General features: G+C 47.2%; 13 protein-coding genes and 1 other annotated feature (1 of these 14 cut by a window edge). Of the genes, 3 read left to right on the forward strand and 10 right to left on the reverse strand.

All coding sequences use genetic code 11. From position 1 onward, the window contains the following. Nucleotides 1–28 precede the first annotated feature (28 nt). Nucleotides 29–994: an ROK family glucokinase gene (locus DW677_RS06040; RefSeq protein WP_015553963.1), complete on the forward strand. Its 966-nt coding sequence runs from the start codon at nt 29–31 to the stop codon at nt 992–994. 41 nt (nt 995–1035) lie between these two features. Further along, nucleotides 1036–2529 (forward strand): M81 family metallopeptidase, encoded by a 1494-nt coding sequence (locus DW677_RS06045; RefSeq protein WP_015553964.1) that lies wholly within the window; start codon nt 1036–1038, stop codon nt 2527–2529. Nucleotides 2530–2657: 128 nt separating this feature from the next. On the opposite strand, the gene DW677_RS06050 is transcribed toward DW677_RS06045, so the two are convergent. The 7 genes from DW677_RS06050 to DW677_RS06080 all read right to left on the reverse strand — a co-directional run bounded on the left by DW677_RS06050 (nt 2658) and on the right by DW677_RS06080 (nt 11743). Further along, a complete protein-coding gene (locus DW677_RS06050) occupies nt 2658–3632 on the reverse strand; it encodes an oligopeptide/dipeptide ABC transporter ATP-binding protein (protein WP_015553965.1) in 975 nt (324 codons plus the stop codon). After that, a complete protein-coding gene (locus DW677_RS06055; RefSeq protein ID WP_117512988.1) occupies nt 3633–4628 on the reverse strand; it encodes an ABC transporter ATP-binding protein in 996 nt (331 codons plus the stop codon). Nucleotides 4629–4657: 29 nt separating this feature from the next. Beyond that, on the reverse strand, nt 4658–5578 hold the full coding sequence (locus DW677_RS06060; protein ID WP_117566667.1) for an ABC transporter permease subunit: 921 nt from the start codon (nt 5576–5578) through the stop codon (nt 4658–4660). A gap of 18 nt (nt 5579–5596) precedes the next feature. Further along, nucleotides 5597–6517 carry an ABC transporter permease gene (locus tag DW677_RS06065; protein WP_015553968.1) on the reverse strand — a complete coding sequence of 307 codons (921 nt, stop codon included), beginning with the start codon at nt 6515–6517 and terminating at the stop codon, nt 5597–5599. A gap of 100 nt (nt 6518–6617) precedes the next feature. Beyond that, nucleotides 6618–8249 (reverse strand): ABC transporter substrate-binding protein, encoded by a 1632-nt coding sequence (locus tag DW677_RS06070; RefSeq protein ID WP_117512986.1) that lies wholly within the window; start codon nt 8247–8249, stop codon nt 6618–6620. Nucleotides 8250–8367: 118 nt separating this feature from the next. Next, the gene (locus DW677_RS06075) at nt 8368–10938 is read right to left on the reverse strand and encodes a transglutaminase domain-containing protein (RefSeq protein ID WP_015553970.1); all 2571 of its coding nucleotides are present in this window, start codon (nt 10936–10938) and stop codon (nt 8368–8370) included. 49 nt (nt 10939–10987) lie between these two features. Beyond that, nucleotides 10988–11743, reverse strand: coding sequence for a copper homeostasis protein CutC (locus tag DW677_RS06080; protein ID WP_347473040.1), 756 nt, complete (start codon nt 11741–11743; stop codon nt 10988–10990). Nucleotides 11744–12074: 331 nt separating this feature from the next. Between DW677_RS06080 and DW677_RS18270 the strand changes: the two genes are divergently transcribed. Continuing rightward, complete coding sequence (locus DW677_RS18270) at nt 12075–12782, forward strand: transposase (protein ID WP_181968311.1); 708 nt, start codon at nt 12075–12077, stop codon at nt 12780–12782. A 111-nt stretch (nt 12783–12893) separates the two neighbouring features. On the opposite strand, the gene DW677_RS06090 is transcribed toward DW677_RS18270, so the two are convergent. From DW677_RS06090 to DW677_RS06100, 3 genes are all read right to left on the reverse strand, one after another. Then, nucleotides 12894–14720 (reverse strand): DUF885 domain-containing protein, encoded by a 1827-nt coding sequence (locus DW677_RS06090; RefSeq protein ID WP_117566668.1) that lies wholly within the window; start codon nt 14718–14720, stop codon nt 12894–12896. Between the two features lie 141 nt (nt 14721–14861). Then, nucleotides 14862–15647 carry an alpha/beta hydrolase gene (locus DW677_RS06095; protein ID WP_117566669.1) on the reverse strand — a complete coding sequence of 262 codons (786 nt, stop codon included), beginning with the start codon at nt 15645–15647 and terminating at the stop codon, nt 14862–14864. Then, complete coding sequence (locus DW677_RS06100; RefSeq protein ID WP_117566670.1) at nt 15635–17356, reverse strand: DUF2156 domain-containing protein; 1722 nt, start codon at nt 17354–17356, stop codon at nt 15635–15637. The genes DW677_RS06095 and DW677_RS06100 overlap by 13 nt, the downstream gene beginning before the upstream one ends. A 246-nt stretch (nt 17357–17602) precedes the next feature. Further along, nucleotides 17603–17644: a binding site (T-box leader), on the forward strand (it continues 201 nt past the right edge of the window).

Below are 17644 nucleotides of genomic sequence, written 5' to 3' on the forward strand. Positions count from 1 at the left end.
TTCAGAAAATTTATGAAGGGAGATATACATGCAGAAAAATTCAAACTGCCATCTGATCGGTATCGATCTTGGCGGCACTTCAACGAAGCTTGGCCTGTTCGACTCGGATGGAACACTTCTTTTTTCATGGGCAATTTCCACAAGGATCGATGATAATGGCGGACATATTCTCGAAGATATTGCCTGCTCGATCCGCGAAACACTCGCCGGCCGGGGACTTTCTCTGGCAGATATCGCGGGAATCGGAATGGGGATCCCTGGTCTCGTTTTATCTGGCGGATACGTAGAAGTCTGTGCAAATCTTGGCTGGAAAGATACTAATCCGCAGGAAGATCTCAGCGCGCTTCTCGATTGCATTTCTGTTTTCTGTGAAAATGATGCGAATATCGCAGCTTTCGGCGAAATGTGGCAGGGCAGCGGAAAAGCATTCCGGGATATGGTTATGATCACTCTCGGAACAGGAATCGGCGGGGCCGTGATCCTCGACGGAAAGATTCGCGCCGGAAGAGAATGTCTCTGCGGCGAGCTCGGACATATCCATATTATCGAGGATGAAACGGAACCTTGTACCTGCGGCGGAGTCGGCTGTCTCCAACAGGCAGCATCCGCGCCTGGAATCATCCGTACCGCAAAACGTCTTCTTGCTGAGCCTGACGCTGTTTCCACATTAAAAGATAATCCTGAAATCACCGCAAAAGATGTGATCGACGCTGCAAAAGAGAATGATCCTGTCGCCTCCCAGGCCGTAGAACGCGCCTGCCGGTATCTCGGCTGGATCCTTTCCGGGGTAACCATGACCATCGAGCCGGAAGCTTATATGGTCGGCGGAGGTCTTTCTGCTGCCGGATCATTCCTGATCGATAAGATCCGCCATTACCATGATCTCTTTACACCGGTCGTCCGCAGAAAACCGGATTTTGTTATCGCCGCTCTCGGAAATAATGCCGGAATCTACGGTGCTGCAGGTCTTGCCCTGTCACACTGTAAAGAATAAACTATTAATATTTTTATCTATATTAAGGAGGAAAACGTATTATGAAACGAGTGCTGACCGCCTCACTGATGCACGAATCCAACTCTTTTAATCCGATCCTGACCGGCGCGAATGATTTCAATGTGATCCGCGGCGAAAAAATTTTCCAGAACATGAAGGCGAATGATCCTGCCAGCGGAGTGATCCAGACGCTCCTTGACCAGGGCTATGAAGTTGTTCCGACAATCTTCGCAAGCGCGGTTCCGAATGGTGAGGTCGACCGTAACTTTTACCTTGACCTCAAGGCAGAGATCATCCGACTCGCAAAAGAAGAACAGGCAAAAGCTCCGATCGATGCCGTTACACTTTCTCTCCACGGCTCCATGCGTGTCAGAGATTTCGGCGAGGCAGAGGGACCGCTTTTAGAGGAACTCCGTCAGGTATTCCCGAATATCCCTATCTTCTGCGCTCTTGATATGCATACGACCATGACAAAGAAAATGCAGGAAAACTGCGACGGTTTCGTCGGCTATAAATGTGCTCCGCACACCGACCGCTATGAAACAGGTGTACATGCGGCAAAAATGACGATCGCAGCCTTAGAAGATGGTTTTAAAGCAAAATCCGCATGGGTAAAGGTTCCGATCCTGATCGCCGGTGAACAGTCCTCTACGACCGTAGAACCGATGAAGGGGCTTGTTGAAATGACCCGAGAAGCGGAAAAGAAACCGGGTGTCATGGCAGCTTCCTACCTGATGGGATTCCCGTGGGCAGATAATACCGACAGCTCTGTTGCGGTCCATGTTGTTGCTGACAGCCAGGAGCTCGCTGACAGCGAAGCGATCCGTCTTGCCGACCTCATGTGGAGCAAAAAAAATGAATTCTGCTTCCAGACAGAAACTTACCATGAGGAAGAAGCGATCGACACTGCTATGAAGGCAGTTTTAGCCGGTGACCCGCTTCCGATTTACCTTTCCGACTCCGGAGACAACCCAACAGCCGGTTCTTCTTCCGACTGCACCGGTTTCTTAAAGAAACTCATGGATGACCCGCGTACCGATAAATTAAGAACTCCGGTCCTTTACGGCGGAATCTATGATCCGGAAGCCGCAAGAGCATGCGCGGGAAAAGTTGGGCAGGAGATCACACTGACCTTTGGTTCCAAATTTGACTCAAAGACAACTTCCCCGATCACAGCAACAGGTGTTGTAAAAGCTTATATCGAAGATTGGGATAAATTCCCGATGAAAACAGCACTTGCTCTCTTCTCTACCCACGGAGTCGATGTAGTGATTGCTGAAGCTCATGTCGGATACACCACACCGGATATCTTCAAAGACCTCGGACGTGACCCGAAAGACGCCGACATCGTTGTCTGCAAACTCGGATATCTGACCGCAGCGCAGTCTGCTGTTGCAAAGCGCAGTATTATGGCACTTTCCAAAGGAAGCACAAATGAAGATCTGAAGACTCTTCACTATGAGAAAGTTCCGCGTCCGATCTTCCCGTTAGAGGATGATTTCCTGTATGACGCGGCTGCAAATCTTATGAAATAACGATTGCTCAAACATATTCTGCTGCCGGTATCTTTCAATAGATACGGCACATAAAAAGGTGGAGATACAGGAACCAAAATTCCTGTTCTCCACCTTTTCATCTATGACAGAGCTTCAAAACGCTCTTCTTAATCATACAGATGACACGCTACAAAATGTCCCGGCTCCACTTCCTTCGTCTCCGGACGATTTTCCATGCAGACAGCTTTACACTGTTTACATCTCGTTGCGAACGGACATCCCTTCGGCAGCGAGATCGTACTCGGGATATCACCCTCAAGAATGATTCTATCCTGCTGATAACGCGGGTCCGGAATCGGCACTGCTGAAAGAAGTGCCTGTGTATATGGATGCAGCGGAGTCTTATAGAGTGCTTCTTTCGGCGCTGTCTCCACCACAAATCCAAGATACATGACCGCAATTCGGTCTGAGATCATCTCTACAACGGACAGGTCATGTGAAATAAACAAATATGTCAGATCGAACCGTTCCTGAAGATCATGAAGCAGGTTTAATACCTGCGCCTGGATCGACACGTCTAACGCGGAGATCGGCTCGTCGGCAATGATCAGTTTTGGGCGCACGGTAAGAGCTCTCGCGATACCGATACGCTGTTTCTGACCGCCGGAGAACTCGTGCGGGAAACGTTTCGCGTGTTTCGCGCTCAGTCCTACAATCTCCAGAAGCTCATGTACGATCTTCATACGTTCTTCTCTTGAAAGATCAGTATGAATAAGAAGCGGCTCTTCTACAAGGTCCTCCACGCGCATTCTCGGATTCAGGCTGCCCGCCGGATCCTGGAAGATCATCTGGATATCTTTCCTGAGCGGGCGCATCTGTGCCTGGGTGTAATGGCTGATCTCCTGTCCACAGAACCAGATCTCACCGGAATCCGGCGTGATCAGATGATCCAAAAGACGGCCTGTTGTACTCTTTCCGCAGCCGGACTCACCTACTACGGAGAATGTTTCGCCTTTATAAATATCAAAGCTTACGTTATTTACCGCATGTACAAATTTATCTGGTCTTCCTAAAAGGTTTTTGCCGACCGGGAATGCTTTGGATACCTGCTTTAATGAGACGATCTTTTCTCTTTCCGCCATCTACTTCTCCCCCTTTCCGGCATTTTCCGCAAGGAAGCATCTGGATCTCTGTCCCTCTCCTACTGGATAAAGATCCGGTTTTTCCTTCCGGCACCGCTCCGTCGCAAACGCGCATCTCGGCGCAAAACGACATCCCTCTGGTAAGGATGAAAGATCCGGAACACTTCCCGGAATACTCGGAAGTACTTTTACACCTGATCCAAGCTTCGGAACAGATGCGATCAGGCCTTTTGTATACGGATGTGCCGGCTGATAGAACAATACATCTACCGGTGCTTCCTCTACGATCTCGCCTGCGTACATAACGATAACTCTCGTACACATCTCCGCAACGACACCGAGATCATGGGTGATCAGAAGGATACTCATTCCTTCTTCTTTCTGGATCTTTTTCATAAGCTCCAGGATCTGTGCCTGGATCGTAACGTCCAGTGCAGTCGTCGGCTCGTCCGCGATCAGAAGCTGTGGATTACAGCTCATTGCCATCGCGATCATAACACGTTGGCTCATACCACCGGAAAGCTGATGCGGATAGTTTTTCAATACCCGCGGCGGATCCGGGATGCCTACCAGTTTTAACATTTCAGCCGCTCTTTCAAGAGCTTTTTCTTTGCTGTAATCTGTGTGGAGACGGATCTGCTCGATCAGCTGCTTATCGATACGCATCGCCGGATTCAGGCTGCTCATCGGCTCCTGGAAGATCATACTCATCTTTCCGCCGCGGACCTGCCGCATTTCCTTCTCTGACAGTTTCTGAAGATCTGTTCCCTCAAAGAGAACTTCTCCTTTTGTAACTTTTCCTGACGTAAAGTTTAAAAGACGCATAATCGAAAGGGAGGTCACACTTTTTCCGCAGCCGGACTCGCCTACGAGACCGACGATCTCCCCCTTATTAATATAAAAACTGATCTCATTGATTGCGGTAACACTCGATTTCTTGCTCTGGAAAAATTCCGTTCTCAGTTTATCAACGACCAGCAGTTTTTCCTCTGACATGACGTACTCCTTTCCCTCTCTGATCTTATTTATTTGATCTTGGGATCAAGTGTATCCCGCAGTCCGTCTCCGAACAGGTTGAATGCCAGTACGGTAACGAAGATCACGATACCCGGAATATAGACCATATGAGACGCAATTCCAATATAGTTTCTTCCCTGAGAGAGCATTGCTCCCCACTCCGGTTCTGTAACATTTGCACCAAATCCCAGGAAACTTAAGGATGCTGCTGCCATGATCGCGGAACCGATACGCATTGTGAAGTTTACGATCAGGGACTGGATCGTTCCCGGGAAAATATGAACAAACAGAAGACGGTTATCCTTACATCCCAGACTCTGCGCCACCTCAACGTAAACAGAGTTCTTTACCGTCAGTGTCGCGCTTCGCATGATACGCGCAAAACTCGGCACCGTGAATACCATAACGGCAATAAATACGTTGATGATTCCAGGTCCAAGAATCGCAACGATCGCGATCGCAAGAAGAATATCCGGGAAGCTGAACAGTACGTCCGCGCTTCGCATAACAAGCATTTCAATAATTCCGCCGTAATAACCGGCCAGGAGACCGAGAACGGTTCCGAGCGCCGCGCCCACAACTACAGAAGACAGGGCGACTCCCAGTGTCAGTCTTGTGCCGACCAGCATACGACTGAAAATATCCCGTCCATAATGATCTGTTCCAAACCAGTGCGCCGCACTCGGTCCGGAAAGCATGTTGCTGTAGTCATATGCTGTATAATCATATGGAGCGATTGATGGTCCAACGATCGCAACGACTACGAAAAAGAGAATGATCACAAGTCCAAGGACTGCTGTTTTTCTCTGCAGAAATTTTTTAATAAATGCGGCCGTGCGGCTGCTTTTATCGGCATGAATCGTATCATCTATGTAATGCGCCCCAAATGCCGCCTGATCCGCCTGCATTTTTTCCTCATTCTGAGCCATATCATTTCCTCCTTTTTATCAGTCGTAACGAATCTTCGGATTGATGACTCCGTAAAGCAGATCCACAACCAGATTAATAAATACATACTGAACAGCAAACAGCATCAGAAGTCCCTGAATGACCGGATAATCACGGAATGCAATAGAATCTACAAGAAGACGGCCCATTCCGGGAATAGAGAAAACTGTTTCTGTAAGAACGGAACCTGATAAGAGTCCACCGATCTGAAGTCCCAGGATCGTAACGACCTGGATCAGGGAGTTACGGAACGCGTGAAGAAACATAACGAGAGATTCCTTCTGGCCCTTTGCTCTTGCGGTTCTGACATAATCCTCACGGAGTGTCTCCAGCATGGAAGATCTGGAATATCTCGCAAGTACTGCCATGATGCTGCATCCCATCGTAAAGGACGGGAGCACCATTCCTTTCCAGGAATCCAGGCCGCCGGACGGAAGCCATCCAAGCTGTACAGAAAAGATCTGAATTCCCATAAGCCCCAGCCAGAAACCAGGCGCTGAAAGACCGCTAATGGCTAAGAACATACAGGCGTGATCCAACGCTTTTCCCCTCTTGATCGCCGAGATCACTCCAATAAAAATTCCCAGTGCCGGTGCCCACAGAATTCCCGCAAACACAAGTTTTAACGTTGTCTTCATACGGGTAAGAATAAGCTCTGTGACCGGTGTGCCGGATTTCATGCTTTGTCCCATATTTCCGTGGAACAATTTTCCCATATATTTTACATATTGAATTACCAGCGGTTTGTCCAGATCATATTCTTCCCGAATCGCCTGTACCTCTGATTCTTCTGCATCCAGCCCCGCAATCGTTCTTGCCGGGTCGCCCGGAATCAAGTGAATAAACATGAATACAAAGATGGAAATGACCAGCATCAGCGGAATCGTTTCCAAAATTCGTCTGATAAAATAACGGTTCATAGATTACCTCCGTCGTATTTCCTCCGGCATTGCCTCATAAGATTAAAGGGGCAGTAATTCATACTACCCCTTTTGACCGGCATAATAGTTATTTCAAGACTTAATGAACAAGCTCTATGTTTGTAACAAGGATTGTTCCGCCCGGTCTGTATTTAATCCCCTTTACATACTTCTTCTGTCCGATCAGTGAATTATCAACACCGAGGAAGATCCACGGGCACTCTTCCCACGCAATCGACTGAGCCTGTGCGTAAAGTTTTGTAATTTCATCGGTATCAGTTGTCTTAAGAGCATCATCAAGGCACTTGTTAAACTCAGCGTTGTTATAGAATGCAGTGTTATATCCAGACGGCGGATACTTATCGCCATGAAGAATATTTCTCATGGAACCATCTGCACTATAATCGCCGGAGGACCAGTTTACATACCACATCTGAACTTCTGTCTTATCTTCCGGTGCACTTGTCATATCAGCGATCGTTGTGGATTCCATCGGAACTACATTTACATCAATGTTGATCTGTGCGAGCTGCTGTTTTAAGAACTCTGCACCCTGCATCTCAATTGTTGTATTATCTACCCAGATATTGATCGGGAAACCATCGCTGTAACCAGCTTCGCTCATCAGGGATTTTGCTTTTTCTACATCTGCTGTATACGGAGTCTGCTCAGCATAATACGGAACAGAACTTGCAAATAACGATGTCGGAACTGATGCGTAACCCTGGAATACAACCTGTGTATATGCTTCGCTGTCGAATGCATAGTTCATTGCCTGACGAACTCTTACATCATCTAACGGTTTTCTTCCATCCGCTAATGTATAGTTCTTATTAAGAGTCGCATAACGGTATGTAAGACCGCCGAGATTTAAAACATCAAGGCTTGCATCATCTTTTAACTTATCTACCTGGATTGCCGGAAGCGGGGAAATAATATCCGCTTCACCTGTCTGGAGCATAGCAACACGGGCTCCATCCTCCGGAACTACACGCCATGTGAGTGTATCAACCTTCGGACCATCCTGCCAGTAGTTTTCGTTGCGAACCATCTTCGTATATCCGCCATCTACGCGCTCGGAAAGAATAAACGGACCAGTTCCAGCGGACTGTTTTGCAAGACCGTCTTTTCCAAGTTCTTTGATTGCCTTCGGGCTGACAATTCTAACCTGTGCAAGTTTATTTAAGAATGTGTTGTTCGGTTCTTTCAGATGGATCGTCACCTGATACTCACTGTCAACCGTAACACTGTCCCACATTGCTGTCTGGGATGCAAGACGAAGAGAGGAATCGCTCTTTGCGCGCTCATAGTTCGCTACGATAGATTCCGCATTGAACGGCTCACCGTCATGGAATTTGATACCCTCATTGAGAACAAATGTGTAATCCAGTCCGTCATCCGATACGGTCCAGCTCTTTGCAAGCAGCGGCTTAAGCTCAAGATTTTCATCAAACCACACTAATGTCTCATACATGGAGTTTGTGATCGTGTTGGAAACGCCGTTTCCGGAAACATGCGGATCCAGATGGGTCGCATCGGCCTGAAGCGCGATTACAAAGTCGTTGTCCGGGGACACCGCCGTGTTATCGCCGCCTGCTGTGGACGCTGCCTCTGTTGCGGCGGAAGTTTCACCGGCTGCTGTTGTTGCGGGTGTTTCAGTTTTTCCTCCGGAGCAGGCAGTAAGGCTTACTGCAAGCAATGCGGCAAGAATGATAGAAGCCTGTTTTTTCATAAAATCCTCCTTTTTCGTGTGATGTTCCCACGTTCCGGAACATCGTATTCTACTACTTACAAGGATACTCTGTTTTCAGAATTTTTTCAAGCAATTTTTGTTTTTATTGCTAATATTTTTACATTTTTTCCATCTGCTGGTTATATTCCAGTAATTTTAATGCAAGCTCTACGCTGCCAACATGGTAACCGCTGGTTCCGTAAATGCCCAGAAGTCCTGGCTTTAACAGCAGAAGAAGCGGGAGTTTTTCCGGATCCACATACATCCGGCGGGCTAACGGTTCTACGACAGAGTCGAAATCCGCGTACAGAATATGAATCCCCGGCAGACGGTCAAGAACTTTCTTCACAGTCTTATTTTCTGTTCCATGCTCATCACGGAAAATAAACCAGATATCTGCTCCGCATTTTTCCAGTTCCGGACTGCTCTCCAGGATCTCATTGAGAACATGCTCTGTCGGCTCTTCGCCCTCTGATAAGAATGCCGCGATATTCATTCCCTCGCCCATAACGGAAAGCACAGATACCGGAGTCTTTCCATCCTTCGTGACATCAAAATCTTCAAGCTGGTTTGATACAAGCATATCTTCTGTTTTTACAGACTCCAACTTCATTTCGATCTCTTTCTTCTCTCCGTTTTTTATACAGAAACGATATTCCATAGCAAGCTGGTTTCCGCTCGGAAGACGGTTCGAAGTAAGGATCCGGTAAGCTCCCGGGCGAACGGTCAAATCAAGTTTTCCGTCTTCAAAACGGATTCCCAAATAATTCAATGTTTCATAATGGCCATTCTGCAGTCTTCCGATCGTCCATGTACGGTTATAGCTCCACGGATCTCCTTCTTTTGCGAGCAGGCGGATCTCGGCACTCTCGTCCTCTCCCTCAACAACTTTTTCTGCCTCTGTAGAAATAAAATGACCATCTTTATAGTATTCCGCTTCCAGGTTTACCGGATTGATCCGCGCCGGAATTCCCAGTGCGCGACAGATTGCGACAAATGTGATCTTTTTATCCAGCGGATTGCAGATCTTAAGTTTTAAAGCTGCCTCCGGCGTCGTATAGATCGTGCTGTAATCAAGCTCTGGTACATAGCGGATCTCGTTCTGCACATAGGACCACGCCTCCATCGGATCCGCCGCGAAACGTTTTTTCTCCTCTTCGTTAAATGCATCAAGCACCGGTTTTCTCCATGCTTTCAGTTCCTCGAAGAATATTCTCGGGCACAGGATGTATTTGACATAAATATCATATTTTCCTGCTACCACCCATTTTTCTCTGTATTCGGACGCAGCTTCCAGATGAGCTTCCAGAATATCCGCGCTAGCATCCTTGGAATCTTTAAGTACCAGACTCTTTAACAGTTCCTTACGGTCCGGATTTCCATCCTTTTCCAGGAAATGGATCAGCTCATCAAAGTTACCGCCGGAAAAATGAAGGATCTCCTGCAGATCCGGATATTTTTCTGCCTTTTCTTTAAGATAATAACTGTTGATGCGCTCCTCACGAATCTTTCCGCACTCCCTGATACGTTTGCGGTTCTTTTCTTTCTGTTCACGAGTCAGTTTTCCTGGATTCATCGGGTAATCTGCCGGTGCTTCCACATAAAAAGCTTCCCAGTCGCTGCTTTCCCGTAAAAATTCCTTTTCCGGACGAAGTTCCAGTATGACCTCCCCCTGTTCACGGACATTCAGCTTTTTCTCGCAGTACCAGTCATCTTTTCTGGCAGCCAGACGGATCGTTCCAAGTCCAAGAATAATGGATGCTTTTCCCTCTTCATCCGTCGTAAGTGTTGCCGCGTCAAAAAGATCCGCACCATTTAAGATCTGTACTGCTACATTCGCTCCGGATACCGGTCTCTTTTCACCATCTAATACGTTCACCTGGAGATTTTTCGTCCGGGCATATGTATCTGTATGGTTGTAGTAGTAAAGAAGTTCCTGTTTGCCTAGACAGCCTTCTTTTCTCTCACTCATGAAATCAGAGAAGCTGCGGGAATGGACAAGAAGCGCTCTGGAGGAGGCGCTGGAGAACCAGCCCTTATCAAGAATCTCTTCCGGCTCACATGCACCGAGGAAGTGCCATTTTCCATCTACATAAACTTCCACCCAGGCATGGTTATCATCACAGTGTGCCCATCTCGGTGTATATACCTGGCGGGCCGGGATTCCAACACTCCTGAAGGCGGTTACCGCAAAAGTAGATTCTTCTCCGCAGCGTCCTTTTCCGGATTTATACAGTGTCACCGGCGATATGGTTCTCCTGTCAGATGCCTCGTAGGAGCCGTTTTCCGCACACCAGTAGTTGATCTCAAGCGCTGCTTCTTTCGCGCTCAGCCCGCGTATTCTGTCGATCAGCTGATCATAAAAGAACCTGCGGCAGTCAACGATATTTTCGGAATTAATCCGGTAATATAAAACATGGTTAATGAATATTTCTTCGGAAAGATCCCTGCACCAGTCCATTGTCGTATATACCATGAGTGAATGGCGGACATAGCCCAGGAAAACTTCAAATTCATATTCTCCGGCATCCCGGACCGGCATCGTTCCGTAAAGGAATTTCATCAGGATCTGCTCATCCGGAGTACAGCTTTTCATTTTTTCCTCAACGATACGGCCTGTCTCCCCAAGAATTCCCAGACGTTCCTCATATTGTGATTCCGCGTATTTTTTTAATTTTTCTGAAAACATACGTTATCCTTTCTTTTTTAATTTGTATTATTTTTGTGAACATGCAGAATTACTTAAATAATTTATTTAATTCCTGAACTGCCTTTACAATCTTCGTCTCATCCGTACGGAAGATCTCGTACTCGCCAATTCCCGGAATTCCCATATTTACTTCGTCATTCCGGTACTCCATTCCGCTTTCAATGATCTTCTTTCCGGACATATGGAAACTATCCGTTCCGGTCTCTTTCGCAAGCATGCCGATATTCTCCGGAGTAACTCCCCCACCCGCAAGAATATGGATTCTGCCTGCCGACTGCTCTGTGAGCTGCTTCAACAGCCCGATTCCGGCCATGCAGCTGTCCTTATGGCCGGACGTAAGGATCGTATCGACTCCGATCTCCACAGCCTGCTCCAGCGTCTCTTTCGGATTTCTGCATACGTCAAATGCGCGGTGAAGCGTCATGTGCATGCCGTCTGCCGCCTCCCTCAGCTTTTTTATCCGTTCCAGATCCAGTGTGCCATCCGCATTCAGACAACCAACAACTATGCCGTCCGCCCCAAGTTTCCGAAACATTGCCGTGTCTTCCAAAAGCATCGTAAATTCTGCCTCTGTATACAGAAAGTCTCCATATCGCGGGCGCAGTAATACATTTAACGGAATATCACAAGCTTTCCTCATCTGTTTAAACTGGCTGACCCCCGGTGTTGTACCTCCGATCACAAGGTTCGCGCAGACTTCGAGTCTCCTTGCACCTCCCCGGACCGCTGCGGCTGCAGATTCCACAGAATCTGTACACACCTCAAGCATAAACTCCCTCATCATTCTTTCCTCCCTGACAATCTTGTCAATTTTATGCTATTGTCTGTTTCAATCCACTCAGTTTTGAAATCTGATTTCTTTTATTATAATTGTTTTTCAGAATAAAAGCGATAACTATCTTTTATTTTAATACGATTTTTATTTTTTCTACCTATAGTTCCAATAATCCATTTAAAATTCTACATCCTACCAGCATCACGAAGAGATGCGGAAAAAAAAACAGCAATTGATCCGGAACATACAGGGGTATTGGGCGAAACAAAAGAAACCGCGGCTAAAAGGCGCAGCAGATGCATTTGGAATATCGTCAGTGACAGCAAAGAGGTATCTGTCCATGACGCAGGAAGACATTTCCCGTCTGGATCATCCCAATCATTATAAAAAGCGGGAATCACCGATGAATGCGTGGCTAAATGTCATTTATAAGATGATGGCTGATGGTTGTAGCAATGAACTGATTTATTTTTATATAAAGCGTCAAAAAGCATTTCACGAATCTGAGCGCAACCTTGCAGACTATATTTATCTTATCGGGAAAAATAATTTTCCAGACAGAACCCCGTTCAACGCAAAAACGGTTATGGAATGGGTGTTACCATCTGAAGTGATAATAATCACCAGGACAGATTTGCTCAAATATATCCTGACCTGTAATCCTAAAACGAAACGTGACCCCAATATTGAAAAATATATTGATCAGATAAAAAGCCAATATCCTGTTGTAGAAAAAGTTGAAACTATGTTCAAAGAATTTCATGCATTATTAATGGGGAAAGACGAAACAAAACTGGATGAATATTTGGGAAAGTATGGTGCGAGTGAGATAGAATTTTTTTGCAATGGAATAAAAAGGGATATCACTCCGGTCAAGAATGCGATATCCCTTTCTGTAAGCTCTGGATTTGTTGAAGGAAACAACAACAAATTCAAAGTTCTCAAACGTATTGTATATGGTAGAAGCGGATTAGTCAATCTGGAGAAAAAATGTAAATTGGCTTTCCTTCCTAAGAATCAGGATTTTTCACTTTCTGCCTTGTTGTAAAACAAGCTGGTATCGAATTGATACCAGCTAATATTTTATACGCTATACCCAAAATTCAGAAAGAACCACACTAAGGCAAAAACTTACACACTTTATTTTTTTTCTTACAGGCTATTTCTGTTGGAGCCATAATGTAAAGTATTTCCGTGTCACCGAAAACGGCACAGGACCGAGATCGAGAAGAAACTTATGGAATTCCTTCGCGGAAAATCGGTTCCCCAGCTTTTTTTCTGCTTCCTCCCGCATCTCCATGATCTCCACATATCCGCCGGCGTACTCCAGATAATTTGTGGGATTGTCGATCAGGGTCTGCCAGAGTTCTTCCACCAGTGCATCATCCGCGTCAAAGCAGGTGCGGACAAAGGCGGCAGCCCGGTCTTTTGACCAGCCGTCATAATTGATCCCGATATCTAAAAGTGAGTGAAAACAGAGAGAAAAGGACCGCATGGCGGCCTGATAAGCGCTGTTTTCTTCAGAAAGACCATTATCATAGAAGTAGGACAGCTGTTCTACATAAGTTGCCCATCCTTCATTTGCCCCGGAACAGGTGAGCAGGGCCGCCAGAGGATTGTGTGTGTGTTCCCGGAAATAGACGGTCTGGTAGAGATGACCGGGAAAGCCCTCATGGGCAAGTGTTGGATATAGTTCGTCATCTGCACCGGTGCTGCCGTTGTTGATATAGATCACATTCCGGGTGGGATCGTCAAGGGGTGCAGTGAGATAAAACGCCGGACTTAACGTAGATTCCAGCTGCGCGGGAACGTACCGGATCTCATATTTTTTTGAGGATTCGGAAAGAACCGGGAAATCTCCGGACATCTGTGTCTGCAGATCAGCCAGGATCGCAGGTGGATCTGTAAGGCGGAAGGAGAGATCAGGACCTGTCTTTTTCGAAAGAGAAGAAATCGTTTCCAGATCTTTCTGCATCCGGTTAGACAGAGCTGCCTTTAATTCTTCTATATTATAAGAAAGGCCGGGACCGGATCGTAGAAGATATTCATAATACCATCTGCCATTCCGGAATCCGCAGAGCCCACCTTCATTGATACCGCGTCCCTTTAATTCGGAGAGCCCATCGATTAGATGGCGGTAAGCGGGAAGAAACGAGTTCTTTATGACCTCAAGATGGCGGGAGCGGAAATTATTTTTCTGCTGTTCCGACAGGGAAATATCTGTGGAAAGAGAATTTAACCGTGTCTCAAAGGTTTCCGTGAGAAAATTGTTCACGGGATCTATGAGATAACTCTGACAGGATTCCAGGATCCGTTCGATCGAGGCATCAGATGGTCCGAGTCCGGCAGCCGCCTTCTGCTCTTCAAAGCAGAGGATATCCCCATAATAGGAATCAAGCTGGGAAAGCAGAGTGAGATAATCTTCCACATCCTGAAGCGAGTGAAAGGAATACTCCGCCAGCAGGATCGGAAGCTGTGCTTGGATCCCGATGGTGGGAGCGAGAGGCTGATCATAAAGTTCTAAACCTTCCGCCATCAGACCGGTCTCAATTCTCTCGGAAAGGGAGTCATAGAGGATCTGCTGGTCATCGGACAGCATATGGGGATCAAACTCGGAGAGCTTTTCTTTCAGGTCATGAATCTCATGGCTGTTTTTTATGAGCTCCGACAGACGGTATGTACCGAGAGTAGCATCCTCAGCATCAATTCCATAATTTTCCGGGTGCAGAAGCGTATAGTGAAGATCCAGAGTGCCGGAAGACTCCATTTCTTTCCGAAACAGTTCCGTGCAGAAGGCGTCGAAATCTGCCTGAAGCTTTCGCTCCTCTTCGGAATGACCGGATCGGGTAGAAGAAAGAACGTCAGAAGAATAAAATTCCCCGGTTTCCGGGGAAAGGGACCGGGAGATCCGGTCATTCTGGCAGGCAGTAATGAAAACGGTCAAAACTAAAGCGGCAATAGCAAGGCGGAATGTTTTAAAAGCCATAGATCTTCGGACCTCCGAAAAATATTGGCTGACCAGTCGCGGAAGAAACAGCCATTTGGTTCAATATATGCTTTGCCGGTAAAAACAGAACTTTATAAGGATAAAAAAATAACTGCCCGGTGGAGGTGCCGGGGCTTATTGTTATGCTTGTGATTTGTCCAGAAAATCATGGATGATTTTCAAATAAAACGCTTTACGCCCAAACATGGACGTATGGGTCGCCCCCTTGATCAAAACTAACTGCGCCCGGGGAATCAGCCGGGCCATAAGGCGGGAGTGGGAGACCTTCACCAGATCTCTCGTTCCGGCGATCAGGAGAACTGGCGCCTGGACATTTTCAAGCTGCTCCCGGGACATCATGGGAGAATTGCAGAGCAGGGAAGCGAGCTGCTGATGACGGAAAAGACATGAAAGGATGCAGGAAGCGGCAGGATTTTTTTTGCAGATTCCCCGGAACAGACTTGTCGCCGCTTTCAGACAGAAGTATTTCCCCACACAGAAAGCCCGGACAGGAAGAATCAGCCCATCCGGTGCGACATTTCCGCTGATGGCAATCACGGCACGAGTCCGATCAGGAAACAGGGATGCGAATTCCAGGGCGATATTTGCTCCATCGCTGAATCCAAAAAGAATACAGGACGGGATATGAAGGATATCCAGAAGCGCTGCCGCGTCCCTCGCCATATCTGTGGTAGTGAACTCTGATTCCGCGTATTCCGGCTTGATCCGTGAGCGCCCGTGGGCGCGGCTGTCCATGAGAATGACACGGTATTTCATGGACAGCTTTTTTTCGTAATAATCAAAGATCAGGTGCGTCTCCGCGTTTCCGTGCAGCATTAAGATGGGAGTGCCGCGCCCGCTTTCCCTATAATAGATCCACACCTGAGACGTATCCGCCATTCCCTGACGGCAGATCATTTTTTCCATTTGTGCAGCTCTCCTTTTAGAAACGTCAGAATGTAACCGCGGATCCCGTGGGGATTCTGGATCTCGACAGCAGCGTAGAGCATGCTTGGCGTCGGATATTTCGGAAGATATGCGTAATAGGACGGAACCCATTCGGTGGGACTGTACTTTTCTTTCGCGCGGTAAAGATCCCGGAATCCATAGCAGGCATTTAAGTGGTCATAGATAAACTGCAGAAGACGTTCCATCGGATTTTTGCTCTCGGCACTTAATCCTGCCAGAGGGGCAACACCGAGGCTGCCGTAGCCGATGCCTTCTTCCTTAAATACCTGAAATGCCTCGTATATGATCGTCTCCATGACTCCGCTGGGCGCGTCTTTCCCGTGTCTCGTCACATCTGCCATGTAGCCGTTTTTTCCAAGAAATGGAACAAAGACGATAAAGGCAACCATTTTTCCATCAGAATTTAATGCGTAGAAATAACGCTTATCCATCGGATCCTCAAGTCCTACGGTACCCATGGTGAACTGGAGCATGCCGCTCTTCTTGCCATCCAGCCATTCATCGGTGATCCGGTCGAATTCCCGGTCAAGAGCCGGATCGCGTTTCTCAAGGACCTTGTATTCATGGACGGTGACACCGGCTTTCGTGGCATGGTTGATGTTCATTCGCATTTTCGCGCCCTTTTTGCCGCTGATCTCGTAATCGGCGAGTTTAAAACGCGCCTCCTCACCGCTCTTTACGAGACCAAAACCCTGTTTTTCATATTCCCTGAGATAATAGTCCGTCAGCCCGAGAAAAAAAATGTTGTGGGCGCTGTTCTGGCAGAATTCCTTAAATTCCGCGAGAAGAGCCGGAAAATCTTCATCCCTGCACACAGGATCACCGTTTACAACAATGGTATCTCCGACGGTTCCATAAGGAAGCACTCCATCGACAGAATGACCGAAATACAGACATTTGTCATCCTCCAGCGCGAGATAGGAGCATGGATTCTGACTGTAAAGGTTTAAAAGTGTTCTGGCATGCTGGATTTCCTGGGATCCGTGGGCCTGTTTCTGAATCCACGGGCGCACGGCACAGAGAATAGCGGCGAGAATACAGCCCCAGCTGAACCAGAACAGGACGAACTCCGTTCCATGGCGGTCAGCCATAGACGCGGGAAGACTTCCCATGCCGAAGATCATACTGATTCCCTGAGTGAAGCTGTCGGCAAAGGAGATAGAAGCACCGTCCGCGGTTCCGAGCCGCATATAGTGCCAGGTGATCCCTACATTTATGAGGACACCGATGATGGCAAAAAGTGCCAGAAGCAGTGTTTGTCGGCGGTTTCCGCGTCCGGCCGGGCAGCAGAAATCTTTCCGCGTGATGAAAAACAGGATAAATAAGAAAAGGTCGAGAATCATGATCCCGTTGTGCAGCGGATGTCCCATTCCGATGAGTCCGCGCAGAAAATTGAGGACAAAGATCCCCACGGCGATTGTCCATGCGTTCCGTTTTCTCTTCCATAACTGCAGGGACAATACGAAAAGAACAATGGAAAAGGCACGCTGAACCATGCGCCCCATCTCAAAGGATCCCTGCATGGCCTTCGAGATCCTGGAAAACGGGAAAAAGGTTAAAAGGAACAGGAAAAAGGAAAAGACGGCGAGCAGAAGGATCGTGATATTTTCGACCCGGATACGGAGCTGTCTTGCGCGTTCCTGATTGTTAAGTAATGTATGATTCATAAGCTCATTCCTCCAGAGTTAAGAGACGCCGCAGATTTGCAGGATACCGATGCAAAGATCTGTGAAAAAGTTTTTTGGTAACCACAGTGTAGTCTTTTGCGGATAAAAAATCAATAAAAATATTAGAGTTCATTTATGCGATGGTTTGGATGAAGATGCATGGCTGAACTGCAACATAAAACGCCGGAAAAACAAACGATACCTTGACAAATTTATTCGAACAGGATAGACTAAAGGCATCATATGGAAAAAGCTTGGAAGGGAAGAGTATGCCGAAAGGAAGCTTTC

The organism is Clostridium sp. AM25-23AC (assembly GCF_003435125.1).
In the GTDB taxonomy this organism is placed as follows: Bacteria; Bacillota; Clostridia; order Lachnospirales; family Lachnospiraceae; genus Pilosibacter; species Pilosibacter fragilis.

What these genes read in the sequence shown, in the direction of transcription:
- DW677_RS06080 (WP_347473040.1), bottom strand. Translation starts at nt 11,743, where the DNA reads ATGATGAGGGAGTTTATGCTTGAGGTGTGTACAGATTCTGTGGAATCT.
- DW677_RS06040 (WP_015553963.1), top strand. Translation starts at nt 29, where the DNA reads ATGCAGAAAAATTCAAACTGCCATCTGATCGGTATCGATCTTGGCGGC.
- DW677_RS18270 (WP_181968311.1), top strand. Translation starts at nt 12,075, where the DNA reads ATGACGCAGGAAGACATTTCCCGTCTGGATCATCCCAATCATTATAAA.
- DW677_RS06045 (WP_015553964.1), top strand. Translation starts at nt 1,036, where the DNA reads ATGAAACGAGTGCTGACCGCCTCACTGATGCACGAATCCAACTCTTTT.
- DW677_RS06065 (WP_015553968.1), bottom strand. Translation starts at nt 6,517, where the DNA reads ATGAACCGTTATTTTATCAGACGAATTTTGGAAACGATTCCGCTGATG.
- DW677_RS06060 (WP_117566667.1), bottom strand. Translation starts at nt 5,578, where the DNA reads ATGGCTCAGAATGAGGAAAAAATGCAGGCGGATCAGGCGGCATTTGGG.
- DW677_RS06095 (WP_117566669.1), bottom strand. Translation starts at nt 15,647, where the DNA reads ATGGAAAAAATGATCTGCCGTCAGGGAATGGCGGATACGTCTCAGGTG.
- DW677_RS06055 (WP_117512988.1), bottom strand. Translation starts at nt 4,628, where the DNA reads ATGTCAGAGGAAAAACTGCTGGTCGTTGATAAACTGAGAACGGAATTT.
- DW677_RS06090 (WP_117566668.1), bottom strand. Translation starts at nt 14,720, where the DNA reads ATGGCTTTTAAAACATTCCGCCTTGCTATTGCCGCTTTAGTTTTGACC.
- DW677_RS06100 (WP_117566670.1), bottom strand. Translation starts at nt 17,356, where the DNA reads ATGAATCATACATTACTTAACAATCAGGAACGCGCAAGACAGCTCCGT.
- DW677_RS06050 (WP_015553965.1), bottom strand. Translation starts at nt 3,632, where the DNA reads ATGGCGGAAAGAGAAAAGATCGTCTCATTAAAGCAGGTATCCAAAGCA.
- DW677_RS06075 (WP_015553970.1), bottom strand. Translation starts at nt 10,938, where the DNA reads ATGTTTTCAGAAAAATTAAAAAAATACGCGGAATCACAATATGAGGAA.
- DW677_RS06070 (WP_117512986.1), bottom strand. Translation starts at nt 8,249, where the DNA reads ATGAAAAAACAGGCTTCTATCATTCTTGCCGCATTGCTTGCAGTAAGC.